The organism is Streptomyces sp. CA-249302, from assembly GCF_050936785.1.
Lineage (GTDB): Bacteria > Actinomycetota > Actinomycetes > Streptomycetales > Streptomycetaceae > Streptomyces.
The window spans coordinates 9,376,512-9,402,083 of sequence record NZ_JBNJMG010000001.1; the positions used below are offsets into that span (position 1 = coordinate 9,376,512).

Here is a 25,572-nt window from a genome sequence, read left to right on the forward strand (position 1 = left end):
GTGTCGGCACGCCACCATCAGGGTGGCCGGGGGCCGTGAACGGCGTCGTTGATCGGGCGTTGATCGAACGTTTTTCGCCGCCCGGCACGATTCCGTCCATGCACATCGACACGATCACCCCGGCCGACCTCGCCTGGCAGGCCCAGGCGCTGTGCGCGCAGACCGGGGCGGACTTCTTCTTTCCCGAGCCGGGCAGCTCGGTGCGTGAGGCGAAGCGCATCTGCGGCATGTGCGAGATGCGGCCGACCTGTCTGGAGTACGCGATGCAGAACGACGAGCGCTTCGGAGTGTGGGGCGGGCTGTCGGAGAAGGAGCGGCTGGAGCTCCGCCGTACCCCGCACTGAGTGAAATTCCGCCCGGCGCACGCGCGTGTGCAGGCACAATCCCCGCATGGTCAGCATCAGTCCGCAGCAGCAGGTCGACAGCCTGCTGAACGCCCTCGATCCGCTCTCCCACCCGCAGCGCATGCGGGAACTCGCCGTGCGCGTACGGGCGATGACGCCCCTGCGGCCTGTTCTGGAGGAGCTGGAGGGGCGCGGGACCCATGGTCGGCAGCTCGCCGTCGTCGCCGCGTCCGTCGGGGGCGACACCGAGTGGATCGCCGTCCGGATCGCCGATCCCGACTCCTTCGTGCGCGGCCACGCGCTGCGCGTGGCGGAGAGTCTCGGGGTCTCCGACGAGGCCTTCGTGGCGGGACTCGCCGATGCCTGCGAGGTCGTGCGCCGGGACCTGCTGGGTGCCGTGGTCGTCGGCGGGCGCACCGCGCTCGCGGACCGGCTCGTCGACGCGCTGCGCGGCGACTGGGGCGACACCGAGGCGGCCCGGCTGCTGCCCGGCTGCACGGCAGGGACGGTGGCGCGGCTGCTGCCCGAGCTCCTGCACGGCGTCGGGGCGTGGACGGCCTTGGCCAGGCGGCATCCGACGGTCGTGCTCGACACGCTGGAGGGCCAGTTGGCCGCCCTGCCGCCGGCGCTGCGCGAGACCTGGTGGTCGCGTTACGGGCATGCTGTGGCCGCCGTGACGCCAGCCGAGCCGGTGCGCGTGCTCGGGCTCCTGGACCGGCTGGGGCCGGCCCGGCTGCCGTACGAACTCCGCGACCAGGTGCGGAGGTTCGCCGCCGTGGACCCGGGCCGGGTGCTGCGGCTCCTGCTCACGCCCGCTTGGGCCGACGTGGTGGGGATCCGCTCGATGAGCCGGGCCACCCTGCGCAGGCTCGCCGCCGTCGACGGGCCCGAACTCGTCGAGTACGGCAGGTCCTTGCTGCCCCACGGCGGTCTGCCGACGCTGCTGACGGCGCTCCCGCCCGCCCGGAGACGCGCGCTCTACACCGCCGTTCAGGAAGGGCGTGGCGGCTCCGACGTGCTGGACACCGCCGTGCTCGACGTCCTGACCCGCCGTCATGCCGCCGATGAGGCACGCGAGTTGGCCGACCGGGCCCGCGAAAGGGGCGCCCGGTGGAACGTGGTGCTCCTTGCCGAGTCCTATCTGCCCGTCGCCGAGGTGCGCGAGCGGCTGCTGGCGGCCACCCGGCGGCCCGCCGCCGAGGACCGTGCCGAGGCCTGGCGGCTGCTGATCCGCAACGCCGCGCGCTGGGGCGACCCGGCCGCCGTCACCACCGTACTCGCGGACATGGAGCGGCTGCGCAACGAACAGGACCCCGTACGGTCGGCCGCGCTGCGCGCCCTCGCCGAGACTCGGGCGGCCCTGTTCACCGAGGACGCCGAACCCCACCTGGACCGGATCGCCGGCCATGCCGTCGAGGCCCGTGACTCCTCGCCGGAGACCCGGCGGCGGCTGAGCTCGCTCGCCGTCGCCGTGCTGCGCGAGCACGCGGCGGGCGGATCGAGGGAGTTGGTGAGCTGGGCGCTGCGCACCGTGGTCCGGATCTCCGGCAACACCGGTGGCGCGGACCTCGGACGCCTCGACCACACGCTGCGGCGCGGCCAGGAGCACCAGGTGTACGAGGCGCTGCGGCCGTGGATCGAAGCGGGCGCGGAGAAGTCGGACTACGGCCTCGCCTTCGCCCTCGCCCGGGCCGTGGACCGGCGCGCCGCCGGCATGACCGAGCTCCAGGACCTGCTGTGGCAGGCCATCCGGTACGGCAACGACTCCACCGTGCAGACGGCCGTCCAGCTGTGGCTGGCACCGCATGCCACCCGCGACGAGCGGGTGGCGCGCATCCTCGCCCAGGAACCCTCGGCCGCCGCACTGCCGACGGTGCTGCACACCGTCGTCGGACGCCGCACCGACCTCCTCGACCAGCTGCTCGCCGAGACCCCGCCCTACGGCCGTTTCCTGACCAGGCGTACCCTGTGGTCCGTACCGGTCAATCCGCACGTACGCCGCTGGGTGCCGCGTCAACAGGCCGCTCTGCTGCGGCAGTTGGGGGCACTGGCCGATGACGCCGGCCTCCCGGTGTACCGGCGGGCGAACGCCGTCGCACAGGCCGCGCTCGTACCGGACGGCGGCGGCGACCTGGTCCGGCGCTGGACCGGGTCGTCCGACGTCGTCCTGGCGGAGACGGCCCTCGCCGCGCTGTCCCGCACCGCCCGTCCCGCCGACGAACTGCCCGGGCTGCTGGCCCACGCCGGTGGCGACCGGGCTCGGGTCGCCGTCTACGCGGCCACGCGCGCGTCCCGTTACGCGGCGCCGTCCCGCCTGGCCGCGCAGCTGACGGACGTGCTCACCGCGCCGGACGCCAAGGTGACCAGCCGCAAGGAGGCCGTACGGCTCGCCGCGTCACGGCTGCCCGCACCGCAGGCCGCGCGTGTGCTCACCGAGACCTACGCGCGCGTGGGGGCCCACCCGGACGTGCGCGCGGCCTGTGTCGCCTTCGCCGGCGGGCTGCTGGCCCACGAGGAGGTCTGGGAACTGCTGCGGGACGCAGCCGGCGCCGAACCAGTCCTGCGTGCCGCGGTGCTGCGTGTCTTCCCGCTCGACCTGCCCGAACCCTGGCGGGAGCGCTACGCCGACCTGGTGCGCGAGGTCAGCGGCACGGACGACCAGGAGACCGCGGACCTCGCCTTCGCGGCCCTGGCCCACTGGACCCCGTGGTCCTCCGAGGCCTCCGGAGTCCTGGCCCGGGCCGCGACCGATCTGACGGAACGCGCGAACTGGCAGGCCGCGGCCCGGGGACTGGTCACGGCCGCGGTGGCCACCCCCGAGGGCGCCCTCGGGCTGCGCGAGGCGCTGCGGACCCTGGCCGAGACCCCGGCCGACGCCGAACCCGACGCCCAGGAACGGCGCGACCGGCCCGCCCGCCAGCGCATCAGGTTCCTCGTGTCCTGCCTGGAGCAGGACGCCCACTCGGCTCCGGCGGCCGTCCGTCCCGCCGCGCTCGCCGCGAGCGAGCTCCTGGGGAGTACGACGCACACGTCCCGCAGGCCGCCGCGCTCGCCGTCACCCACCTGGACCTGGCCGCCGTACCCCTGGACCTGGACCGGTTGGCCGCCGCCGTGGGCAGTGGGCGGCCCGTGCTCGCCGCCGAGGTCGCCACGTCGCTGCGGCAGCGCCTGGAGTACCGGGAGAAGCAACTGCCGGACCCTGAGGCCCTGTTGGCCGAGGCGGTACGGCTGACCGGGCACGGTGGTCACACCGAGGGGCTGCTCGCCGTCGCCGTCGTCCAGGCGCTCGGCGGCCGTACCGACTGGCCGGCCCCCTGGCGTGAGCGGCTGCGGGAGCTGCGCCGCCATCCCTGGGCCGACGTACGCGACGCGGCGCTGGAGGAGACGACGGCGTTCGAGTAGACCGGTCGCGGTGGGGGTGGCCTCAGCCGGCCGCCCGCGCCGCCATCCGCGCCTTGCGCGCCGCCAGCTTCTCGTCGAACTTGGCGGCCTCGGAGTCCAGTCCGCCCATGTAGAGGCCGATCTCCTCCTGCGCCCGCTGTCCCTCGGGGCCGAGACCGTCGACGTCCATGACCTTCAGGAAGCGCAGCACGGGCTGGATGACGTCGTCGTGGTGGATACGCAGGTTGTAGACCTCGCCGATGGCCATCTGCGCGGCGAACCGCTCGAAGCCGGGCATGCCGTGACCGGGCATCCGGAAGTTGACGAGGACGTCCCGCACGGCCTGCATGGTGAGGTCGGGGGCCAGCTCGAACGCGGCCTTCAGGAGGTTGCGGTAGAAGACCATGTGCAGGTTCTCGTCGGTCGCGATGCGCGCCAGCATGCGGTCGCAGACCGGGTCGCCCGACTGGTGGCCGGTGTTGCGGTGCGAGACCCGCGTGGCCAGCTCCTGGAAGGCGACGTACGCGACGGAGTGCAGCATCGAGTGCCGGTTGTCCGACTCGAAGCCCTCGCTCATGTGCTGCATGCGGAACGCTTCCAGCTTGTCCGGGTCGACCGCGCGCGAGGCGAGCAGATAGTCGCGCATCACGATGCCGTGCCGGCCCTCCTCCGCCGTCCAGCGGTGCACCCAGGTGCCCCAGGCGCCGTCCCGTCCGAAGAGGGACGCGATCTCGTGGTGGTAGCTGGGGAGGTTGTCCTCGGTGAGGAGGTTCACCACGAGGGCGATCCGGCCGATCTCGGTGACCTTGGACTGCTCCTTGCCCCAGGCCTCGCCGTCCTCGAAGAAGCCGGGGAAGTTACGGGCGTCGCTCCACGGCACGTACTCGTGCGGCATCCAGTCCTTGGTGACCTTCAGGTGCCGGTTGAGCTCCTTCTCGACGACTTCCTCCAACGCGTACAGCAGCTTGGCGTCGGTCCAGACTGCGGGGCTGCCGAGGTGCGGGGAAGTGATCGTCACGGGGACTCCAGGGGGACGCACAGCGAAGGGGACGGATCGGCGGGCGGCGCCGGAACTTACGGGATCGTAGGCTACGAAACCGTAGGTTACGAAACCGTAGGTTAAGCGCGTTGTAAAGACCCCTGATCAGGCCTGCTGCGCCTGGCTTCCGAGGGCATGCCAAAAAGCTCCAGGACCCGCAGGTCCCAGGGCTGGAAGAGTGAGGCGTTCACCCGTCAGGCGTACAGCTCCCGCATCCGGACCGAGAGGCAGGTCACACAGCCCTCGAGCTTCTCGAACTCGCTGATGTCCACCAGGACCGGCTCGAAGCCGAGGTCGCCCAGCAGCTCCGCCGTCTTCGGCGCGCTCGCCGCCATCAGCAGCTTGCCGCCGCCGAGCAGCACCACATGCGAGCCGGCCTCCTCGGGCACCGACAGGAAGCGCGGGAACAGCGAGGGCCGGTCCACCTTCGGGATGTGTCCGACGACCGTCCCGTCGGGCAGCGCGGTGACCGCCGACTTCAGGTGCAGCACCTTGCTCACGGGTACGGCGACCACCTGGGCGCCGAGCGGTTCGAAGGCCGCCCGCAGCTGCTGGACGCCGGCCGCGTTGGTGCGCCCGCCCCGGCCGACGTAGATCGTGTCGCCGATCTTCAGGACGTCGCCGCCGTCGAGGGTGCCCGGCTCCCAGATCCAGTTCACCGAGCAGCCGAGCCGGGCCACGGCCTCCTCGACGCCGATGGTCTCCTCGCGCCGGGACTCGGCGCCGGAGCGGGCGATCAGCGCCACGTTCTTGTACATGACGACGGTGTCCTCGACGAACACCGAGTCCGGGTTGTCGTCGGCCGGATCCACCTCGATGGTCTCCCAGCCGTGCTCGCGCAGGGCCTCGACGTACGCCTCCCACTGCTCCACGGCAAGATCGGCATCGACCTTCTCCCGCTCGATGTGCGTCACCAGACCTTCGGCGAGGCGCGGGCTGGGGCGGCGGACGAGGGCCTTCTTGCTGGGCACTGGGGACTCCGTAACGGCGGGACAGCGGACCGGCGCCCGTGGAGTGGGCCCGGTCCGCCATCATGCAGCGCGGACCGTCCGAGGCAAAACCCCTGTTGCCAGGCTGTGCCCCTCCTGCAATGCGCTATCCCACCTCCTCCGGCGTGGTTTCCCGCAGCTCGCCGTCGAGCAGCAACCAGCGTGTGATGCCGATGGACTCCAGGAACGGCAGGTCGTGGGAGGCCACGATCAGTGCTCCTTCGTACGACTCCAGGGCCGTGGTGAGCTGCCGGACGCTCGCCATGTCGAGGTTGTTCGTCGGCTCGTCGAGCATCAGCAGCTGCGGGGCCGGCTCGGCCAGCATCAGCATCGCCAGGGCCGCCCGGAAGCGTTCGCCGCCGGACAGCGTCGCCGCCTTCTGGTCGGCGCGGGCGCCCCGGAACAGGAAGCGGGCCAGGCGCGCCCGGATCCGGTTGTTGGTGGCGCCCGGCGCGAACCGGGCCACGTTCTCGACGACCGAGCGCTCGCCGTCCAGCACGTCCAGGCGCTGCGGCAGGAAACGCAGCGGCACGTACGCGTGCGCCTCGCCCGCGACCGGCGCCAGCTCCCCGGCGACGGTCCGCAGCAGCGTCGTCTTGCCCGCGCCGTTCCGCCCGACCAGCGCGACCCGCTCCGGACCCCGCAGATCGAGCCCGCCCGCCATCCGCGCGCCGTACGCGAGCTGGAGGTCCAGCAGGGTGAGCACGGTACGGCCCGGCGGTACGGCCGTGTGCGGCAGGTCGACGCGGATCTCGTCGTCGTCCCGTACGGCCTCCACCGCCTCGTCGAGCCGGTTCTTCGCCTCGGTGAGCTTCTCCTCGTGCATGATGCGGTGCTTGCCCGCCGACTCCTGCGCCGAGCGCTTGCGCGCCCCCATGACGATCTTCGGCTCGCGCTTCTGCTCGAACATCTTCTGCCCGTACCGCTTGCGGCGGGCCAACTTGACCTGTGCGTCGGCCAGTTCGCGCTTCTGCTTGCGGAAGTCGGCCTCGGCGACCCGCACCATGCGCTCGGCCGCCTCCTGCTCGGTGGCCAGCGCCTCCTCGTACGCCGAGTAGTTGCCGCCGTACCAGGTGACCTCCCCGGAGCGCAGATCGGCGATCTGGTCGACGAGTTCCAGGAGTTCGCGGTCGTGGCTGACCACGACCATCACTCCCGGCCAGGAGGAGACGGCCGTGTACAGCCGCCTGCGCGCATACAGGTCCAGGTTGTTGGTCGGCTCGTCCAGGAGCAGGACGTCCGGGCGGCGCAGCAACAGGGCGGCCAGCCGCAGCAGCACCGACTCACCGCCGGACACCTCCCCGATGGTGCGGTCCAACTGGATCCGGCCGAGCCCGAGTTCGCCGAGCGTGGCGAGGGCGCGCTCCTCCACGTCCCAGTCGTCGCCGACCGCCTCGAAGTGCTCCTCGGCCACGTCACCGCCCTCGATGGCGTGCAGCGCGGCCCGTTTCGCGGCGATGCCGAGCGCCTCGTCGACGCGCAGGCGCGTGTCGAGCGTGACGTTCTGCGGGAGGTACCCGACCTCGCCGGCGACACGCACGGCGCCGTCGGCCGGGGCGAGTTCACCGGCGACCAGCTTCAACAGGGTCGACTTCCCGGACCCGTTGACGCCGACGAGCCCGGTCCGGCCGGGGCCGAAGGCGACGTCCAGGCCCTCGAAGACGGGGGTGCCGTCGGGCCAGGCGAAGGAGAGGGACGTGCAGGTGATGGAAGTAGACATAAGGCGCCTCGCGGTTGCTCGATGCGGATGTGGGCAAACGCGTATCGAGACACCTGCGACCGAAGAGCCCGGAGGGGACGGCGAGGCACAAGGAAAGGCCCTGCCCCGTCGGGACGGCTCGAATGCCGAGGTCGCACGCGGCGCACACACCTCAGGTGTGTGACGCGGTGTCTCAAGACCTCAGACGAGCAACGTCCTTCTCCGATCGACGGCAACAGAACCGCTGTACACCGTAGGAGGGGCGTGGGTGGCTGTCAACGCATTAACGTGAAACCTGATCGCGCCGCACCAAGGAGACCTCGTGCCCCACGGTTCGCTCTCGCTCCCGGCCCGGCTCTGCCTGCTGGCCTGGGACACCACGCCCGAGGTCAACGGCCCCGCCCACCTGGTGCGGGCCGGTGCCCTCACCGAACTGGCCCGCGGCGGCCTGCTCACCGACCAGGACGGCGTCGCCACGCCCGCCGACATGGACGCCCTCACCGGGGACGCCGTCCTCGACGGCCTCCTGGAGCTGGTCCGGGAGTCCCGGCCGCACCACTGGCGGGCCTGGGTGACCCTGCACGCGCGCGTGACCTCGGACGCCGTACGGGAGCAGCTGACCGCCGAGGGGCATCTGCGGGCGGAGAAGAAGCGGGTCCTCGGGGTCTTCCCGAGCGTGGACCACGTACTGGAGGGCACGGCCGTCGTCGACGCGCTCCGGGACGAGGCGCGGCAGGCTCTGGAGGGGCCCGTGCCGGTCGCCGAGGTCTCCGAGCGGGACGCGGCCGTCGTGGCGCTCGCCGTCGCCGCCGGGCTGCCCGCGCTGCTGCCCGACGGGGACCGCGAGCGGCACAAGGAGCGGGTCGAGGAGCTGATCGACCGCACCGGAGTGCGGGAGGTCCTGAGCGAGCTGTGCTCGGCCCTGGAGACCGCGCCACATTGATGTCGGATTCCTGCCAGCCGCGCCCGCGCCGCCGCTGGTTGAGTGAGGCGCATGACCTCTCAGCGTGATCGCGCCGAAGCCTTCCGTTCCCTGCACGTCCCGGGCACCCCGCTCGTCCTGCCCAACGCCTGGGACACCTCCAGCGCCCGCATCGTCGAGGACGCGGGTGCCGCCGCCGTCGCCACCACGAGCGCGGGCCTGTCCTGGGCCCTGGGCGCCGCGGACGGCGACCGGCTGGACCGGGCCACGGCCCTCGACGCCGTCGCCCGCATCGCCGCCGCGGTCGAGGTGCCCGTCAGCGCCGACGTGGAGACCGGCTACGCGGAGGACGCGGCGGGCGTCGGTGACACCATCCGCGCGGTGATCGCGGCGGGTGCGGTCGGGGTGAACATCGAGGACGCGCTGTACGAGGCCGGAACGGGCCCGTTGCGTTCCGTCGAGGAGCAGGCGGAGCGGATCGCCGCCGCCCGGGAGGCCGCGGACGCGCAAGGAGTGCCGCTGTTCGTCAACGCCCGGATCGACACGTTCCTCCGGGGCGACGGAGACGTGGACCTCACTCTGGAGCGGGCGGCCGCGTTCCTGGCCGCGGGCGCCGACGGGATCTTCGTCCCCGGGGCCGTCGAGCCGGGGGCGCTCAAGCTCCTCGTCGACGGGATCGACGGGCCGTTCAACGCCATGGCCCATCCCGGTGCGCCGACGGTCGCCGAGCTGGCCGCGCTCGGGGTGGCGCGGGTGAGCGTCGGTTCGGGCATCGCGCAGGCCGCGCACGCGGTGGTCCGCCGGGCCGCGCGGGAGCTGCTGGGCGCGGGGACGTACGACACGCTGGCCGACGGGCTCGACTACGGCGAGCTCAACGCCGTGCTGGGGCGGACGCGCTAGCAGGCGTCCCGCATCAGCTCCGCCAGGTCGTGGTCCAGGTCCAGATGCAGGTGCTCCATGCCGACGGGGACCAGCCGGCCCGTGGCCTCCAGGAAGCGTCGCAGCTCGCCGGAGCGGACGTGCACCACGGCGGTGCCCTCGGGGGCGTGGAACTCCAGGACGGTGCGGTCGTAGCCGTACGGCCGCACGCGTACGTCGCCGTGGCCCTCGGCCCGCTCCAGGCCGGCCGCGAGGAGTTCGCGAGAGAAGGTCCAGCAGACCTCCACGCCCTCCAGGGTGGCCGGGGCCGGGAAGGTCATGCGGATCGCGAACGGGTCACTACGGTCGTAGTGCAGCTTGGCTGGGATGCTCGGCATCCGCGGTGCGGCGGCGACGAGGCGAGCCTCGACGGGCTGCTCGATGACGGTGGACAACGCCTTGCTCCCTTGTGACGGCTGTACGGGCTGCCGGGCGGATCGGTCCGGGCACTGCTAGAGACGTCGGAATCGGCCAATCCGTGCACATGAAATTCGAGTGACCTGCGTCACCGCGTTCATTCACAGAAGTGACGGGGTTCATCTCGCGTGCCCGGATGGCCGGTTGTGGTGGTCGAGGGCCTCTGGACGGCGTCCGGGCGGTCGGCTAGCTTCGCCCGCCATGAGGCGTTTGGGGAACACGCGAGGGATGAGACGGACGTTTCGCATGGTGGTCGCGGGGGCGGTGTGCTCGACGGCGCTGGCCGCCCTGACCGCCGTACCCGCGCAGGCGGGGGAGCGGGAGCGCGGGGTGCCGCACTGGGAGGTCAAGGCGACCGGCACGCCCGAGGTGCGTTTCCGCGGGCTGTCGGCGGTGAGCCGGGACACCGCGTGGGTGGCCGGAACCGGCGGTACCGTGCTGCGCACCACCGACGCCGGCGGGAGCTGGCGGAACGTCTCGCCGCCCGGTGCCGCCGATCTCCAGTTCCGGGACATCGAGGCGTTCGACGCGCGGCGGGCCGTGGTGCTGGCCATCGGCGAGGGCGAGGCGTCCCGCGTCTACCGCACCGAGGACGGGGGCGCGACCTGGACCGAGTCCTTCCGCAACACCGACGCCAAGGCCTTCTACGACTGCCTCACCTTCTTCGACCACCGCCACGGCCTGGCGATGAGCGACCCGGTGGACGGAAAGTTCCGCATCCTGTCGACCAGTGACGGCGGCCGCTCCTGGAAGGTGCTCCCGAGCAAGGGCATGCCGGCCGCGCTGGACGGCGAGGCGGGCTTCGCGGCGAGCGGGCAGTGCCTGGTCGCCTCGGGCCCGTCGGACGTCTGGCTGGCGACCGGCGGCGGGGCACGCGCGCGTGTACTGCACTCCGCCGACCGCGGCCTGACCTGGATGGCCGCCGACACGCCGATCCCGGCGGGCGACCCGGCCAAGGGTGTCTTCGCGCTCGCCTTCCGCGACCGCACCCACGGGCTCGCCGTCGGCGGCGACTACCGGGCCGACCAGGCCTCCCCGCAGGCCGCCGCCCGCACCTCCGACGCGGGCCGCAGCTGGCAGCCCGCCGCCACACCCCCGCCCGCCTACCGCTCCGGCGCCGCCTGGCTCCCGCACAGCCGCACCACGGCCCTCGCGGTCGGCCCGACCGGCACCGATCTCACCACCGACGCGGGCCGCACCTGGCGGACCGTCGACACGGGCTCCTACGACACCGTGGACTGCGCCGCGGACCTCGGCTGCTGGGCGGCGGGGGAGCAGGGACGGGTGGCGCGGCTGGAGCGGTGACGTACGGGCCGGAATACGGGTAATCGGTTCGCCGACCATGCACGAAGCGTGCCGAGGAGATCGCCGCGCGGACGGTCAACAAGGAACGCGCCCGGTCCGGCAGAGGCTCCCAGGGGCTGGGCGGCAAGAAGAGCTGACCGCGGGTGAGTTCGGGCGGTCCCGCACCCCGCCGTTACGCTCGCCCCATCATGACGACCGTGAAGATCCCCGCGGGCTGGCCCGTGACCGAGGAGCAGGCCCGTGCCGTGCAGGACGAGTTGCGGGCGCGGGTGGTCCTCGACGAAGCGGGCCCGCCGCCCGGCACGGGGCACGTGACGGGCGTCGACGTGGCCTACGACGACGAGCTGGACGTCGTGGCGGCCGGGGCGGTGGTCCTCGACGCCGCGACGCTCCAGGTGGTCGCGGAATCCACGGCCGTCGGCCGCATCTCCTTCCCCTACGTCCCCGGCCTGCTCGCCTTCCGCGAGATCCCCACGGTCCTGGCCGCCCTCGACGCCCTCACCGTCCCGCCCGGCCTGATCGTCTGCGACGGCTACGGCCGCGCCCACCCACGCCGCTTCGGCCTGGTCAGCCACCTGGGCGTCCTCACCGGCCACCCCACGATCGGCGTCGCGAAGAACCCCTTCACCTTCTCGTACGACGACCCGCCCACCCCGCGCGGCAGCACGTCACCGCTCCTCGCGGCCACCGAGGAGGTCGGCCGCGCCCTGCGCACCCAGGACGCCGTCAAGCCGGTCTTCGTCTCCGCCGGCCACCGCACCGCCCTCGACAACGCCTGCGCCCATGTCCTCACCCTGACCCCGAAGTTCCGCCTCCCGGAGACGACCCGCAGAGCGGACTCGCTGTGCCGGAGGGCGTTGCGGGAGGCGGTTCTCCCGAGGAAGCCCCTCGCCGACGCAGCCGCGGCGGACCCGACGCGATCGTGGGGCCGCACCTTGTTCGAGCGTCAGCGAGATCCGGTGACCTGGGCGGGCCGCGTGCTGGCCGCGGCGGCGGGTCGGCCGGTTCGGGCACCGGCGATCCAGGCCGCGTTGGAATTGGCGGGCGATCGCGACGCGTGGGAGCGCGGGCGTGAGGTGTTCGAGCTGGTCCGAGGCGCGGGGGCGGTGGCCGAGGAACAGCCGGCCGAGTCGGGCCGGATCCCGTTCCGACTCGCGGAGCTGGTGGGCAAGTTGGCCCACAACGCGGCTGGGCCGCCGCCGTTCTTCGACCACCACGCCGGCTGGCAGATCGGCCCCCTCGCCTGGCGTCTCGCCACTGTCACCGATGATCCCGACATGCGGGCGCGGATCACCGACGCGCTGGGGGAGCGGCCGCCCGACCATCCCGGCGAGGGGCCCGAGACGGGCCCTTCCGGCACCTGATCTGAGTACCCGGTCTGAGTACCTGTACGGATGTGGCCGCATGCCCCCGCTCGGCAGGCTTGCCCGCATGACGACGCACCGTGTGGCCAGCCACCGTTCCCCCAAGCCCCTTGCCGACCCGAACCGGCCCGTCGAGCGGGCCGTGACGGCCGTGCTCGTGCTTGCCGTGCTGGCGGGGCTCGGGTGGATCGGCGGGATGATCTACACCGTCGCCGGGTGGACGCTGTAGGGCAGAGGTCAACCCGTCGCGGCGACGCGGAACGTGATGCCTGCCCTGCGCAGACGGTCCGTCAGCGCGTCGCCCATCGCCACCGCCGTGGTGACCTGACCGGACGTGGCCGGGAGTTCGTCGAAGGCCAGGGAGAGAGCCGACTCGGCGAACATCTTCGCCGTCTCGTCGTAGCCGGGGTCGCCGCCGGACACCTCCGTGAAGACCCGTCGGCCGCCGCCCTCGCCGACGAAGCGGACCGAGAACCAGCTCTTCGCACGCTTCTCCGCGCCCGGCCCCTCCCCTGGCTTGAGCCGGTCCGACAACCAGCGCCGGGCGGGCGGGAGTTGGGCCACGGTGACCAGCGCACCCATGGCCGCCACCCCGCCCATCGCGACCGGCAGGTGGCGTACGGCCGCGTAGTGGCGGTAGCGGAAATCGGGACCGTAGCGCGGCAGGGCCTTCGCCGAACGGGCCACGATCTGCGGGTCGATGGTCGGCAGCGGCAGCGCCCATGCGCCGACCTCCTTCGCGAACCGCGGCGCCCCCGTCGGCGCGGCGGCCCGCCGCCCCACCAGCCGCGGCTCGTGCCGCCTGCGGTCCCGCTCGGCGGCCAGCATCGGCCGCACGCGCGCGAACTGGTTGAGCGCCGACGCGAACGTCCCGCCCGAGAAGGTGGCGTCGGCGGTGACGAACCCGTCGACCTTGAGGGGCACGTCCTCCGGCAGCTGCTTGACCGTGAAGTACGCACCCAGGTCATGCGGAATCGAGTCGAAACCACACGCGTGCACCAGCCGCGCCCCCGTCTCACGCGCGCGTGCGTCGTGCCGGACGTAGGTGAGGTCCACGAACTCCGGCTCACCGGTGAGGTCGAGATAGTCCGCCCCGCTGTCCGCGCAGGCGGCCACCAGCTCCTCGCCGTACGTCACGTACGGCCCCACGGTCGTGGCCACCACGCGCGCGTGCTCGGCGAGTTCGCGCAGCGAGCCCGGCTCGGCCACGTCCGCCCGCAGCGCCGCGACCTTGTCGCCGCCCGGCAGCCGCTCACGCAGCTCCGCCAGCTTCCGCTCGCTGCGGCCCGCGATCGCCCAGCGCAGCCCCTCGGGCGCGTGCGCGGCCAGGTACTCCGCGGTGAGCGTCCCCACGAAGCCCGTGGCTCCGAAGAGCACGATGTCGTACGGACGGTCCGTCCCGTTAAGCCTGCTCATGACACCCCTCGCTCCGCAGCACGCGCCCTTGTCGGTGGCCGAGGCTAGCGTGAGGAGTGCGGAGCCCGACGACGAGCCCGGAGGTGGCGCGGTGACCGTGCCGAGGAACGACCGGAAGAAATGGGAGAAAGTGCGCGAGTTCGCCCTCGGCATGCCTGGTGCCGTGGAGGAGTTCCCGTGGGGCGAGAGCGTCGCCAAGGTCAACAAGAAGGTGTTCGTCTTCCTCGGCGTCGAGGACGGCAGCTACCCGCTCGGCGTCACCGTGAAGCTCAAGGACGAGGCGGCGCACGCCCACGCCCTCACCTCCCCGGGCGCCGAACCCGCCGGTTACGGGCTCGGAAAGGCCGGCTGGGTCCGCATCCCGCTGGCCGGGAAGGGTGCCCCGGCGGCGGAGCTGCTGTGCGACTGGGTCGAGGAGAGCTACCGCGTGATCGCCCCGAAACGGCTGATAGCGGAGCTGGGCGAGCGCTGAGCCGTCGAGCGCAGGTGCCGATCGCGGCTGCCGCCCGATAATTGTCTAAGCGCTTGCTCGCCCGGGTCTTGTGCTCGGTGGGACCCGTTCATAGCATCACTGGTGTTACATCAGTTGTGTCATACCCGTGGTCATGACTTCTGGGGGCTGGATGGCGACGACGCCAGGACAGGGGCCGCTGAGCGGCGTGCGCGTGGTCGAGCTGGCCGGCATCGGGCCCGGCCCGTTCGCCGCGATGCTCCTCGCCGACCTGGGCGCCGACGTCGTCCGCGTGGACCGCCCCGGCGGCGTCGGACTCGCGATCAACCCGGCGTACGACGTCACCAACCGCAACAAGCGCTCGGTGATCGTCGACCTGAAGTCCGAGGACGGCCACGCCCGCGTGCTCGACCTCGTCGAACGCGCCGACATCCTCGTCGAGGGCTACCGCCCCGGCGTCGCCGAGCGCCTCGGCGTCGGCCCCGAGGCCTGCCACGCCCGCAACCCCGCGCTCGTCTACGGCCGGATGACCGGCTGGGGCCAGGACGGCCCCCTCGCCCGGCGCGCCGGCCACGACATCGCCTACATCGCCCTCACCGGCACCCTCGGCATGATCGGCGAACCCGGCCGACCGCCGGCGGTCCCCGCCAACCTCCTCGGCGACTACGCGGGCGGCTCCCTCTACCTGGTCGTCGGCGTCCTCGCCGCGCTCCACCACGCGCGCGTGCACGGCACCGGCCAGGTCGTCGACGCGGCCATCGTGGACGGCACCTCCCACCTCTCCGCGATGATCCACGGCATGCTCGCCGCCGGCGGCTGGCAGGACCGGCGCGGCGCCAACCTCCTGGACGGCGGCTGCCCGTACTACGGCACCTACGAGACCGCCGACGGCGGGTACATGGCGGTGGGCTCCCTGGAGCCGCAGTTCTACGACGAGTTCGTCACCCTGCTCGGCATCCCCGAGCATGCCGACGCCCGCAAGGACTGGGCCCGCTGGGGCGAGCTGCGCGAGGCGGTCGCGGCCCGCTTCAGGTCCCGTACCCGCGACGAGTGGACCACCGTCTTCGAGGGCTCCGACGCCTGCGTGGCGCCCGTACTGACGCTGCACGAGGCACCCGGCCACCCGCACCTCGCCGCCCGCGGCACCTTCACCGACCACGGCGGCATCACCCAGCCGGCCCCCGCACCCCGGTTCTCCGCCACGCCCACCGCCGTCCGCACCGGCCCGGCACAGCCCGGCGCGGACACCGCCGACGTGGCGCGCGACTGGGACGTACCCGACCTTCTGAAGGACCAGGAACCCACTTCATGAAGGACCAGGAACTCACGAAGGGCCCCGAATGAAGCGGCAGATCTTCGCCCCCGAGCACGACGCGTTCCGCGAGACGGTGCGCGCCTTCCTGACCAGGGAGGTGCTGCCGTTCTACGAGCAGTGGGAGAAGGACGGCATCGTCTCCCGCGACGCCTGGCGGGCGGCCGGCAAGCAGGGCCTGCTGGGGCTCGCCGTGGACGAGGAGTACGGCGGCGGTGGCACGGCCGACTTCCGCTACAGCGCCGTACTGGCCGAGGAGTTCACGCGCGCGGGTGCCCCCGGGCTCGCGCTCGGCCTGCACAACGACATCATCGGCCCGTACCTCACCTCGCTCGCCACCGAGGAGCAGAAGCGGCGCTGGCTGCCCGGCTTCTGCGACGGCTCGATCATCACCGCCATCGCCATGACCGAACCCGGCGCCGGCTCCGACCTCCAGGGCATCGGGACGCACGCCGAGGACCGGGGCGACCACTGGGTGCTCAACGGGTCCAAGACGTTCATCTCCAACGGCATCCTCGCCGACCTGGTGATCGTGGTCGCGAAGACGACACCGGAGGGCGGCGCGCGCGGGCTGTCGCTGCTCGTCGTCGAGCGGGGCGCGGACGGCTTCGAGCGCGGCCGCAACCTCGACAAGATCGGCCAGAAGGCCCAGGACACGGCCGAGCTGTTCTTCACGGACGTGCGCGTACCCAAGGAGAACCTGCTCGGCGAGCTCAACGGCGCCTTCGTCCACCTGATGACGAACCTCGCGCAGGAGCGCCTCAGCATCGCCGTCTCCGCGATCGCCGCCGCCGAGCACCTGCTGGAGATCACGACTGATTACGTCAAGGAGCGCGAGGCCTTCGGGCGGCCCCTCGCGACCAAGCAGCACATCCGGTTCGAGATAGCCGAGATGGCCACCGAGTGCGCCGTCACCCGCACCTTCCTCGACCGCTGCATCGTCGACCACACGGACGGCACCCTCGATGCCGTGCACGCCTCCATGGCCAAGTGGTGGGCGACCGAGCTGCAGAAGCGCGTCGCCGACCGCTGCCTCCAACTGCACGGCGGCTACGGCTACATGAGCGAGTACCCCGTCGCCAAGGCCTTCACCGACGGCCGTATCCAGACCATCTACGGCGGAACCACCGAGATCATGAAGGAGATCATCGGCCGTTCCCTGCTCGGCTGAAGCCCCCCGCTCGGCCAACCCTCCTTGAAAGGCTTTCCAGTGAGCACCGAAGCGTACGTGTACGACGCGATCCGCACCCCGCGCGGCCGCGGCAAGGCGAACGGCGCCCTGCACGGCACCAAGCCCATCGACCTGGTAGTCGGCCTCATCCACGAGCTCCGCGACCGCTTCCCGGGGCTCGACCCGGCCGCGATCGACGACATCGTGCTCGGCGTCGTCGGACCGGTCGGCGACCAGGGCTCCGACATCGCCCGGATCGCCGCGATCGCGGCCGGGCTGCCGGACACGGTCGCGGGCGTGCAGGAGAACCGCTTCTGCGCCTCGGGTCTCGAGGCCGTCAACATGGCCGCCGCCAAGGTCCGTTCGGGCTTCGAGGACCTCGTCCTCGCGGGCGGCGTCGAGTCCATGTCCCGGGTGCCGATGGCCTCGGACGGCGGCGCCTGGTTCAACGACCCGATGACCAACCTGGCCGTCAACTTCGTGCCGCAGGGCATCGGCGCCGACCTCATCGCCACCATCGAGGGATTCTCGCGGCGTGACGTCGACGAGTACGCGGCGCTGTCGCAGGAGCGCGCGGCGACGGCCTGGAAGGAGGGCCGCTTCGACCGCTCCGTCGTGCCGGTCAAGGACCGCAGCGGCCTGACCGTCCTCGACCACGACGAGCACATGCGCCCCGGCACCACCGCCGACTCCCTGGCCAAGCTCAAGGCGTCCTTCGCGGACATCGGCGACCTCGGCGGCTTCGACGCGGTGGCCCTGCAGAAGTACCACTGGGTCGAGAAGATCGACCACGTCCACCACGCGGGCAACTCCTCCGGCATCGTCGACGGCGCCTCCCTGGTCGCCATCGGCAACAAGGAGGTCGGTGAGCGGGGCGGCCTCACGCCCCGCGCGCGGATCGTCTCCGCGGCCGTCTCCGGCTCCGAGCCGACCATCATGCTCACCGGCCCCGCCCCCGCCACCCGCAAGGCCCTCGCGAAGGCCGGGCTGACCATCGACGACATCGACCTCGTCGAGATCAACGAGGCCTTCGCGGCCGTCGTCCTGCGCTTCGTCAAGGACATGGGCCTGTCCCTCGACAAGGTCAACGTCAACGGCGGCGCGATCGCCCTCGGCCACCCGCTCGGCGCGACCGGCGCGATGATCCTGGGCAGCCTGGTCGACGAACTGGAGCGCCAGGACAAGCGGTACGGCCTCGCGACCCTCTGCGTCGGCGGCGGCATGGGCATCGCCACGATCGTCGAGCGCATCTGAAATCCCCGCGGAACCAAGAGACTTCAGAGACTTCTACGGAGACCCTCCCCATGACTCAGAGCACCACCATCCGCTGGGAACAGGACCGCACCGGCGTCGTCACCCTCGTCCTCGACGACCCGAACCAGTCCGCGAACACCATGAACCAGGCGTTCCGCGACTCCCTCGCCGTCGTCACCGACCGCCTGGAGGCCGAGAAGGACTCCATCCGCGGCATCGTCTTCACCTCCGCCAAGAAGACCTTCTTCGCGGGCGGCGACCTGCGCGACCTCATCCGGGTCACCCCGGAGACCGCGCAGGACCTCTTCGACGGCGGCATGGCCATCAAGCGCAACCTGCGCCGCATCGAGACCCTCGGCAAGCCGGTCGTCGCCGCCATCAACGGCGCGGCCCTGGGCGGCGGTTACGAGCTCGCCCTCGCCTGCCACCACCGCATCGCCCTCGACGCGCCCGGCTCCAAGATCGGCTGCCCCGAGGTCACCCTCGGCCTGCTCCCCGGAGGCGGCGGCGTCGCCCGCACGGTCCGCCTCCTGGGCATCGCCGACGCGCTCCTGAAGGTCCTCCTCCAGGGCACCCAGTACAACCCGCAGCGCGCCCTCCAGAACGGCCTGATCGACGAAGTCGTGGCCACCGAGGACGAGTTGCTCGCTCGGGCCCGCGCCTTCATCGACGCCAACCCCGAGTCCGCGCAGCCCTGGGACAAGCCCGGCCACCGCATCCCCGGCGGCACCCCCGCCAACCCCAAGTTCGCGGCCAACCTGCCCGCCTTCCCGGCCGGCCTGCGCAAGCAGACGGGCGGCGCGCCCTACCCGGCCCCGCGCAACATCCTCGCGGCCGCCGTCGAGGGCTCCCAGGTCGACTTCGAGACCGCCCAGGTCATCGAGGCCCGCTACTTCGTGGAGCTGGCGGCCGGCCAGACGTCCAAGAACATGATCCAGGCCTTCTTCTTCGACCTCCAGGCCGTCAACTCCGGCGCCAACCGCCCGGGGGGCGTCGAGCCGCGCAAGGTCCGCAAGGTCGCCGTCCTGGGCGCCGGGATGATGGGCGCGGGCATCGCCTACTCGTGCGCCCGCGCGGGCATCGACGTCGTCCTGAAGGACGTGTCGCCAGAAGCCGCTGCCAAGGGCAAGGCCTACTCCGAGAAGCTGTGCGCCAAGGCCGTCTCCCGCGGCCGTAGCACCCAGGAGAAGGCCGACGAACTGCTCGCCCGCATCACGCCGACGGGCGACCCCCAGGACGTGGCGGGCTGCGACGCGGTCATCGAGGCCGTGTTCGAGAACCCCGAGCTGAAGCACAAGGTCTTCCAGGAGATCCAGCACATCGTCGAGCCGGACGCGCTGCTCTGCTCCAACACCTCCACCCTCCCGATCACCGCCCTCGCCGAAGGCGTCGAGCGCCAGGCCGACTTCATCGGACTGCACTTCTTCTCGCCGGTCGACAAGATGCCGCTGGTCGAGATCATCAAGGGCGAGCGCACCGGCGAGGAGGCCCTCGCGCGCGCCTTCGACCTGGTCCGGCAGATCAAGAAGACCCCGATCGTCGTCAACGACTCCCGCGGCTTCTTCACCTCCCGCGTCATCGGCCACTTCATCAACGAGGGCGTCGCCATGGTCGGCGAGGGCATCGAGCCCGCGTCCGTCGAGCAGGCGGCGGCCCAGGCCGGCTACCCGGCCAAGGTCCTCTCCCTCATGGACGAACTGACCCTCACCCTCCCGCGCAAGATCCGCAACGAGTCGAAGCGGGCCGTCGAGGAGGCGGGCGGCACCTGGCCGACGCACCCCGCCGAGGCCGTCATCGACCGCATGGTCGACGAGTTCGGACGCCCCGGCCGCAGCGGGGGAGCGGGCTTCTACGACTACGACGAGTCCGGCAGGCGGGCGGCCCTGTGGCCCGGCCTGCGCGAGCACTTCACCAAGCCCGGCCACGAGATCCCCTTCCGGGACATGCAGGAACGCATGCTCTTCTCCGAGGCGCTCGACACCGTGAAGCTCATCGAGGAGGGCGTCCTGACCTCCGTCGCCGACGCCAACATCGGCTCCATCTTCGGCATCGGCTTCCCGGGCTGGACCGGCGGTGTCCTCCAGTACATCAATGGCTACGAGGGTGGACTCCCGGGATTCGTGGCACGCGCGCGTGAGCTCGCCGAGCGGTACGGGGCGCGCTTCGAGCCGCCCGCTCTGCTGGTCGAGAAGGCCGAGAAGGGGGAGCGCTTCACGGACGCCTGACGTGCTCAGGGGGCCGTGGGCCCCTGGACCTCCCTGCGTCGGCTGGTGCAGTCTGCCGAGGTGCTGCTGACGCCGGGACGTCTCGTCCCCTCCGCCTACCGCCCGGTGCTCGCCCACCGGGTCCTCCGGCGGCTGATCCTCGGCTTCGCCGTCTCCTACCTCGGCGACGGCATGAGCTTCGTCGCCGTCGCGTGGCTCGCCATCGAGCTCGCGCCGGCGGCGCACGCGGGGCTGTGGGTCGGCGGCGCGGTGGCCGCGTACACCCTGCCGGGCGTGATCGGCGCGCTCGCCTTCGGGCGGTGGCTGCGCCGGGTTCCGGCCAGGCAACTCCTGCTCGCCGACAACGTGGTGCGCGGAGTGTTCCTGGGCGTCGTCCCGCTGGCCTCGCTCATGGGGCTGCTCACGCCGCAGCTGTACGTCGTCCTGCTCGCCGTCTCCTCGCTGCTGCACGCCTGGGGCAGCGCCGGCAAGTACACGCTGCTGGCCGAGCTGCTTCCCGAGGAGCAGCGGCTCGCCGGGAACACGCTGGTCAGCACGATCAACTTCGCCGCCACCATCGCCGGGCCCGCGATCGCCGGTGTGCTCGTCACGTACACCGGCTCCGCGTGGGTGATCGGTCTGGACGCGCTGACGTACGTGTTCCTCGCCGTGCTGATCGCGCGGACCCGGCTGCCGGAGTCGGGCCACGTCGAGGCCGTCGACCACGAGGCCGCCCGCGGCGGTTTCGCGCTCCTGCGCTCCCGCCCCGAACTGCTCGGGCTGCTGACCCTCACCTGGTTCTTCAACTTCCTGTACGGCCCGCTCGAGGTCGCCCTGCCACTGCACGTCACCGACGACCTCCATGCGCCGGGCACGTTGCTCGGCCTCTACTGGGCGCTGTTCGGCGTCGGCGCGGTGACCGGCGGACTCGCGGTCGGAGCGCTGCGCCGGCTGCCGCTGTGGCCGGTCACGGTCGCCATCGTGATCGGCTGGGGCCTGACGCTGCTGCCCTTCGGACTCGGCGCGCCGACCGCCGTCTCCGTCGTGTGCTTCACGCTCGGCGGCGCGATCTACGGTCCGTTCGTCGCACTCTCGGCCACCCTCATGCAGGCGAAGGCACCACCGCAGCACCTGGCGGCGATGTTCGCGGCCAACAGCGCGGCGCTGCTCACCGCGGCCCCGCTCGGCACGGCCCTGGGCGGCCCGCTCACCGCGGTACTGGGCCCACGGGCGACCCTCGGCGGCTCGGGCCTCGCCACCGTGGCACTCGGCGCCGCCGCGTGTGTCCTCCTGACCGTCCGACGCGGGAAGCGCCCGCCGCCGTAACGCCGAACCTCGTACCACTGGACCTCGTACCGCTGAGCGACACGGCCCCCTTGCCCATCGCTCCCGGGCGTCCCACGCTGACCTGCGAACGCTCCGCACGGTCGCCGTCCCCACGAGGAGCCCCCCATGGGATACCGTCCCGCCCTCGCCGTCCTGGACATCCTGCGCGGCGAGGGTGTGGACCGCGTCTTCGGCAACCCCGGCACCACCGAGCTCCCGTTCCTGGCCGCCCTCGCCGATGCGCACGACGCCCCCGAGTACGTCCTCGGTGTCCACGAGGGGGCCGTCGTCGCCATGGCCGACGGCTACGCCCGTGGCACCGGCCGCCCCGCCTTCGTCAGCCTGCACATCGCCGCCGGCCTCGCCAACGGCCTGATCGGCCTGCTCAACGCCCGCCGCTCCCGTACCCCCCTCGTCGTCACCGCCGGCCAGCAGGACCGCCGCCACCTCCAGCAGGACCCGATGCTCTCCGGCGACCTGATCGGCCTCGCCACTCCCGCGGTGAAGGCTGCATACGACGTCCAGCACGCCCACGACCTGCCACTCGCCCTCCGCCGCGCCTTCGCCCTGGCCGTACGACCGCCTGCCGGGCCGGTGTTCCTCTCCGTCCCCATGGACCTGCTCGGCGAGCCCACCGAGGTCGAGGTCCCCGCCCGTACCCCCGCACCCCCGCCCGCCCCGGCCGCCGGCCTCGAACGTGCCGCCTTCCTGCTCGGCGCCGCGGCCCGCCCGGCGATCGTCGCCGGGGACGGAGTGGGCCGCGAGGACGCCCTGGCCGCGCTCGTCCGCACGGCGGAGGCATGCGGTGCCGTCGTCCACCACCAGCCGATGGCCGACTGCCTCGACTTCCCCACCACGCACCCCCTTTACGCCGGAATGCTGCCGCCCCGGCACGACGCCATCCGCGCCGCTCTCGCCGCGTACGACACCGTCCTGATCGCCGGAGCGCACGCCTTCACGCCCCACCACTACAGCCCCGGCCCCGCACTGCCCCCCGACCTCACCGTCGTCCAGCTCGACTCCGACCCGCACGAGATCGGCCGCAACTTCCCCGCGACGACCGGCCTGGTGGGCGCACTCGCCCCCTCCCTGCACCGCCTCGCCGAGCTCCTGCGCGAGCGGGTCCCCGCCCACACCGCCAAGGGCCGCGCCCTTCGCGCCGGCGAACGCCACACCGCCGATCGCGACCGCGCCGAGTCCGCCGCCCGCGCCGCCTACTCCCCGGCCCCCTCGCCCCCTGGGCCGCCGCCCACGCCGTGGCCCGCGGGCTCCCCGAGGACGCCGTGGTCGTCGAAGAGGCCATCACCGTGGGCCTGTTGCTCCGCCGCTTCGTCCGCCTCGACCGCCCCGGCAGCTACACCCACACCGTCGGCGGCGGCCTGGGCTGGGGCATCGGCGCCGCCGTCGGCCGCGCCCTCGCCGAACCCGGCCGCCCGGTCGTCGCCGTCCTGGGCGACGGCTGCACCCTCTTCGGCCTCCAGGGCCTCTGGTCCGCCGCCCGCCAACCCGCCCCCGTCCTCTTCGTGGTGATGAACAACGGCGCCTACCGCACCCTCCAGGACACCTACGAGGCCATGGGCAACCAGGGGGTGTGCCCCGGCACCGAACTCGGCCCACTGGACTTCACCCAGGCGGCCCGCTTCTTCGGGGTCGACGCGGTACGGGCGGACAGCGCGGACCATCTGCGGGAACTGGTCGCGGGGGCAGGCACGTTGACCCGTCCGCTGCTGGTGGACGTACCGCTGCGGGAATGAACAACCGATTCCGTACGGCGGTGATCGACGCGTCCGATTCACAGTGCCGCACGCCTTGTCACCCGCCCGCGCCAGCCACCACCATCGGTCCATGACGGACGGTCAGCCCCCGAAGTCCGTGCTCGCGCGCGGGGCGCTGCTGCTGCGTGCCTGCGGGGAGTCCGACGCCGCACTCAGCCTCGCCGAGCTGGCGCTGCGCACGGGGCTGCCGAAGCCGACCGCGCACCGGCTGGTCGGGGAGCTGGTGCGGCTCGGGCTGGTCGAGCGGACCGCGGAGGGCAGTTACCGGATAGGGCTGGGGTTGTTCGTGCTGGGGCAGTCCGCGCCGACCGTGCGCGAGCTGCGGGACGCGGCGCTGCCGTATCTCGGCGATCTGTACGAGGCGACGCAGGAGAACGTGCACCTGGCCGTCCCCGACGGCACCGACACCCTCTTCCTGGAGAAGGTCACCGGCCGCCGCGCCACCCCGATCGTCTCCCGCACCGGTGGCCGGCTCCCCGCGCACTGCACGGCCACCGGCAAGGTCTTCCTCGCCGAGGACCCCTCCCCGCCGCGCCGCACCCTGCCCCGTCTGACCCCGCGCACCCTCGTCCTGCCCGGCCAACTCGCCCGCGACCTCGCCCTCACCCGGGCCCGCGGCTACGGCGTCAACCTGGAGGAGGCCGAGGTCGGCGTCTCGGCCGTGGCCGCTCCGATCTACGCCCACGAACACGGGCCCCGCCCGATCGCCGCGATCTCCGTCACGGGCGGCACGCGCCGGCTCGACGTGGACAGGGTGGGCGCACGGGTGTGCGCGGTGGCGAAGGCGCTGACACGCAAGCTGTCGGCCTGACCCGTCACCCGGATTCCGGCACCGTCTGCTGCATGGCCACCGCCAGCGCATGCTCGGTGAGCCGCTCCCCGTGCACCTCGCCGGTGACCCGGCCCCGCACGAACACCAGCACCCGGTCGCACATCTCCGTCAGTTCCGCGAGGTCCGTCGACGCGAGCAGGACCGCCGCACCGCCCGCCGCCAACTCGCCGACGATGCGGTGCATTTCGGCCCGTACGCCGACGTCGACGCCCCGCGTCGGATCGTCCAGCACCACGATCTTGGGTTCCGTCGCCAGCCACTTGGCGAAGACGACCTTCTGCTGGTTGCCGCCGGAGAGACGGGCCACGATGTCGTACGGCCCGCCCCGCAGTCGCAGCCGTTCCGTCAAGTCGGCCGTGCGGCGCACCAGTTCGGAGCGGGAGGGGAGCACTCCGCCGCGGCCCAGCGCCAGCCAGCTGACCGTCGTCGTGTTCTCCCAGACCGCGCGGTCCACCATCAGCCCGTACCGTTTGCGGTCGCTCGGCACGAAGGCGACCCCCGCCCGCACCGCCTCCCGGAGGGAGCGCGGCAGCCCATGGCCCGCGATGTCCACCCGCCCCGACGAGATCGCCGTACGCCCGCACACCACCTCCAACGCGCTGAGATGGCCCGCCCCTTGCAGCCCGGCGACCCCGACCACTTCACCCGCGCGCACCGTGAAGGTCACGTCGGTCAGCTCGCCGGGCACGTTCACCTCGGACAGCACCACGGGAGGCGGCAGGTCCACCACGGTCCGTGTGCGGCGCGCCGGCTGCGGCGGGCGTCCGCCCAGCATCGCGGTGACCAGCTCGGGCACGTCGACATCCGCCCGGCGCACCCCGGCCAGCGCGACCTGCCCGTCCCGGAGGACCGTCACGCGCTGCGCGAAACGCATCACCTCGTCCAGGAAGTGGGTGACGTAAAGGACCGCGATACCCCGGCCGGTGAGGGTGCGCAGGACGCGTTCAAGGCGGTCGACGGCGGCGGCCGGGAGCGCGGAGGTGGGCTCGTCGAGGATCAGCACTCGGGGGTCGCGGAGCAGGGCTCGGGCGATCTCCGTCAACTGCTGGTCGGCGAGGGGAAGTTCACCGAGCTCGGTGCGCGGGTCGACGTCCAGGCCGAGTTCGGCGAGAACCGGGCGGGCGGCCCGGTCCATGGCGGCCCGGTCCAGCAGGCCGAGGCGGCGCGGGGGGCCGAGAGGGAAGAGGTTCTCGCGCACGGTGAGGTCCGGGAACAGGCTCAACTCCTGGGAGACGACGGCGATTCGGGCGTCCTTGCCGGCCCGCACCGCCCCCGCGTCCGGCGTCAGCTTTCCCGACAGGATCCGCACCAGCGTCGACTTGCCCGCGCCGTTCTCCCCGACCAGCGCGTGCACCTCGCCGCCCCGCAGCCGGATGCCGACCCCGTCCAACGCCCGTACGCCGCCGTACGACTTGACCAGTCCCTGCGCCACGAGGATGTCGCCGTACGTCAT

General features: G+C 72.6%; 21 protein-coding genes and 2 pseudogenes. 17 read left to right on the plus strand and 6 right to left on the minus strand.

Translation table 11 applies throughout. From position 1 onward, the window contains the following. Positions 1-98: 98 nt before the first annotated feature. From ACQEWB_RS42170 to ACQEWB_RS42180, 3 genes are read left to right on the plus strand one after another with little or no spacing between them, the layout of a single operon-like run. On the plus strand, positions 99-344 hold the full coding sequence (locus ACQEWB_RS42170) for a WhiB family transcriptional regulator (protein WP_432840856.1): 246 nt from the start codon (positions 99-101) through the stop codon (positions 342-344). A gap of 46 nt (positions 345-390) precedes the next feature. Next, a complete protein-coding gene (locus ACQEWB_RS42175; RefSeq protein ID WP_432840858.1) occupies positions 391-3,576 on the plus strand; it encodes a hypothetical protein in 3,186 nt (1,061 codons plus the stop codon). Continuing rightward, entirely contained in the window at positions 3,555-3,746 is a 192-nt protein-coding gene (locus tag ACQEWB_RS42180) for a hypothetical protein (protein ID WP_432840860.1), read from the plus strand. Before ACQEWB_RS42175 ends, ACQEWB_RS42180 begins: the two co-directional genes overlap by 22 nt. A gap of 22 nt (positions 3,747-3,768) precedes the next feature. On the opposite strand, the gene ACQEWB_RS42185 is transcribed toward ACQEWB_RS42180, so the two are convergent. The 3 genes from ACQEWB_RS42185 to ACQEWB_RS42195 form a co-directional block, all read right to left on the minus strand. Continuing rightward, positions 3,769-4,743 (minus strand): acyl-ACP desaturase, encoded by a 975-nt coding sequence (locus ACQEWB_RS42185; RefSeq protein ID WP_432840862.1) that lies wholly within the window; start codon positions 4,741-4,743, stop codon positions 3,769-3,771. A 215-nt stretch (positions 4,744-4,958) separates the two neighbouring features. Further along, entirely contained in the window at positions 4,959-5,735 is a 777-nt protein-coding gene (gene ddaH / locus ACQEWB_RS42190; protein ID WP_432840864.1) for a dimethylargininase, read from the minus strand. 124 nt (positions 5,736-5,859) lie between these two features. After that, positions 5,860-7,473 (minus strand): ABC-F family ATP-binding cassette domain-containing protein, encoded by a 1,614-nt coding sequence (locus ACQEWB_RS42195; RefSeq protein ID WP_432840866.1) that lies wholly within the window; start codon positions 7,471-7,473, stop codon positions 5,860-5,862. A 301-nt stretch (positions 7,474-7,774) separates the two neighbouring features. Between ACQEWB_RS42195 and ACQEWB_RS42200 the strand changes: the two genes are divergently transcribed. Together ACQEWB_RS42200 and ACQEWB_RS42205 are read left to right on the plus strand one after the other, a co-directional pair. Next, on the plus strand, positions 7,775-8,395 hold the full coding sequence (locus ACQEWB_RS42200) for a GOLPH3/VPS74 family protein (protein WP_432840868.1): 621 nt from the start codon (positions 7,775-7,777) through the stop codon (positions 8,393-8,395). A gap of 51 nt (positions 8,396-8,446) precedes the next feature. Then, positions 8,447-9,274: an isocitrate lyase/PEP mutase family protein gene (locus tag ACQEWB_RS42205; RefSeq protein ID WP_432840870.1), complete on the plus strand. Its 828-nt coding sequence runs from the start codon at positions 8,447-8,449 to the stop codon at positions 9,272-9,274. Here ACQEWB_RS42205 and ACQEWB_RS42210 read toward each other — a convergent pair. Then, complete coding sequence (locus tag ACQEWB_RS42210) at positions 9,271-9,687, minus strand: SsgA family sporulation/cell division regulator (protein WP_432840872.1); 417 nt, start codon at positions 9,685-9,687, stop codon at positions 9,271-9,273. The genes ACQEWB_RS42205 and ACQEWB_RS42210 overlap by 4 nt on opposite strands. 268 nt (positions 9,688-9,955) lie before the next feature. Here ACQEWB_RS42210 and ACQEWB_RS42215 point away from each other — a divergent pair, with 268 nt between their 5' ends. The 3 genes and pseudogenes from ACQEWB_RS42215 (at position 9,956) to mmpA (ending at position 12,607) form a co-directional block, all read left to right on the plus strand. Continuing rightward, positions 9,956-11,014, plus strand: a complete 1,059-nt coding sequence (locus ACQEWB_RS42215; RefSeq protein ID WP_432844301.1) for a WD40/YVTN/BNR-like repeat-containing protein — start codon at positions 9,956-9,958, stop codon at positions 11,012-11,014. Between the two features lie 188 nt (positions 11,015-11,202). Next, positions 11,203-11,883 (plus strand): annotated as a pseudogene (locus ACQEWB_RS42220) (endonuclease V); the annotation flags it as partial. A 562-nt stretch (positions 11,884-12,445) separates the two neighbouring features. Then, complete coding sequence (gene mmpA, locus ACQEWB_RS42225) at positions 12,446-12,607, plus strand: morphogenic membrane protein MmpA (RefSeq protein ID WP_432840874.1); 162 nt, start codon at positions 12,446-12,448, stop codon at positions 12,605-12,607. 8 nt (positions 12,608-12,615) lie between these two features. Here mmpA and ACQEWB_RS42230 read toward each other — a convergent pair whose 3' ends face one another. Then, complete coding sequence (locus ACQEWB_RS42230; protein WP_432840876.1) at positions 12,616-13,794, minus strand: saccharopine dehydrogenase family protein; 1,179 nt, start codon at positions 13,792-13,794, stop codon at positions 12,616-12,618. Between the two features lie 91 nt (positions 13,795-13,885). Between ACQEWB_RS42230 and ACQEWB_RS42235 the strand changes: the two genes are divergently transcribed. The 9 genes and pseudogenes from ACQEWB_RS42235 to ACQEWB_RS42275 all read left to right on the plus strand — a co-directional run bounded on the left by ACQEWB_RS42235 (position 13,886) and on the right by ACQEWB_RS42275 (position 24,098). Continuing rightward, positions 13,886-14,266, plus strand: coding sequence for an MmcQ/YjbR family DNA-binding protein (locus ACQEWB_RS42235; RefSeq protein ID WP_432840878.1), 381 nt, complete (start codon positions 13,886-13,888; stop codon positions 14,264-14,266). A gap of 151 nt (positions 14,267-14,417) precedes the next feature. Then, complete coding sequence (locus ACQEWB_RS42240; RefSeq protein ID WP_432840880.1) at positions 14,418-15,557, plus strand: CaiB/BaiF CoA transferase family protein; 1,140 nt, start codon at positions 14,418-14,420, stop codon at positions 15,555-15,557. A 28-nt stretch (positions 15,558-15,585) separates the two neighbouring features. Next, positions 15,586-16,728 (plus strand): acyl-CoA dehydrogenase family protein, encoded by a 1,143-nt coding sequence (locus tag ACQEWB_RS42245; RefSeq protein WP_432840882.1) that lies wholly within the window; start codon positions 15,586-15,588, stop codon positions 16,726-16,728. Between the two features lie 39 nt (positions 16,729-16,767). Continuing rightward, positions 16,768-17,982: an acetyl-CoA C-acetyltransferase gene (locus ACQEWB_RS42250; RefSeq protein ID WP_432840885.1), complete on the plus strand. Its 1,215-nt coding sequence runs from the start codon at positions 16,768-16,770 to the stop codon at positions 17,980-17,982. A gap of 50 nt (positions 17,983-18,032) precedes the next feature. Then, entirely contained in the window at positions 18,033-20,207 is a 2,175-nt protein-coding gene (locus tag ACQEWB_RS42255) for a 3-hydroxyacyl-CoA dehydrogenase NAD-binding domain-containing protein (protein ID WP_432840887.1), read from the plus strand. 45 nt (positions 20,208-20,252) lie between these two features. Continuing rightward, on the plus strand, positions 20,253-21,512 hold the full coding sequence (locus tag ACQEWB_RS42260) for an MFS transporter (protein WP_432840889.1): 1,260 nt from the start codon (positions 20,253-20,255) through the stop codon (positions 21,510-21,512). Between the two features lie 126 nt (positions 21,513-21,638). Then, positions 21,639-22,553, plus strand: a pseudogene (locus ACQEWB_RS42265) (thiamine pyrophosphate-binding protein); the annotation flags it as partial. Between the two features lie 266 nt (positions 22,554-22,819). After that, positions 22,820-23,266 (plus strand): thiamine pyrophosphate-dependent enzyme, encoded by a 447-nt coding sequence (locus ACQEWB_RS42270; RefSeq protein WP_432840891.1) that lies wholly within the window; start codon positions 22,820-22,822, stop codon positions 23,264-23,266. Between the two features lie 91 nt (positions 23,267-23,357). Then, positions 23,358-24,098: an IclR family transcriptional regulator gene (locus ACQEWB_RS42275; protein WP_432840893.1), complete on the plus strand. Its 741-nt coding sequence runs from the start codon at positions 23,358-23,360 to the stop codon at positions 24,096-24,098. Between the two features lie 4 nt (positions 24,099-24,102). Here the strand turns inward: ACQEWB_RS42275 and ACQEWB_RS42280 are convergent, their stop codons facing one another. Continuing rightward, positions 24,103-25,572 (minus strand): sugar ABC transporter ATP-binding protein, encoded by a 1,470-nt coding sequence (locus ACQEWB_RS42280; protein ID WP_432840895.1) that lies wholly within the window; start codon positions 25,570-25,572, stop codon positions 24,103-24,105.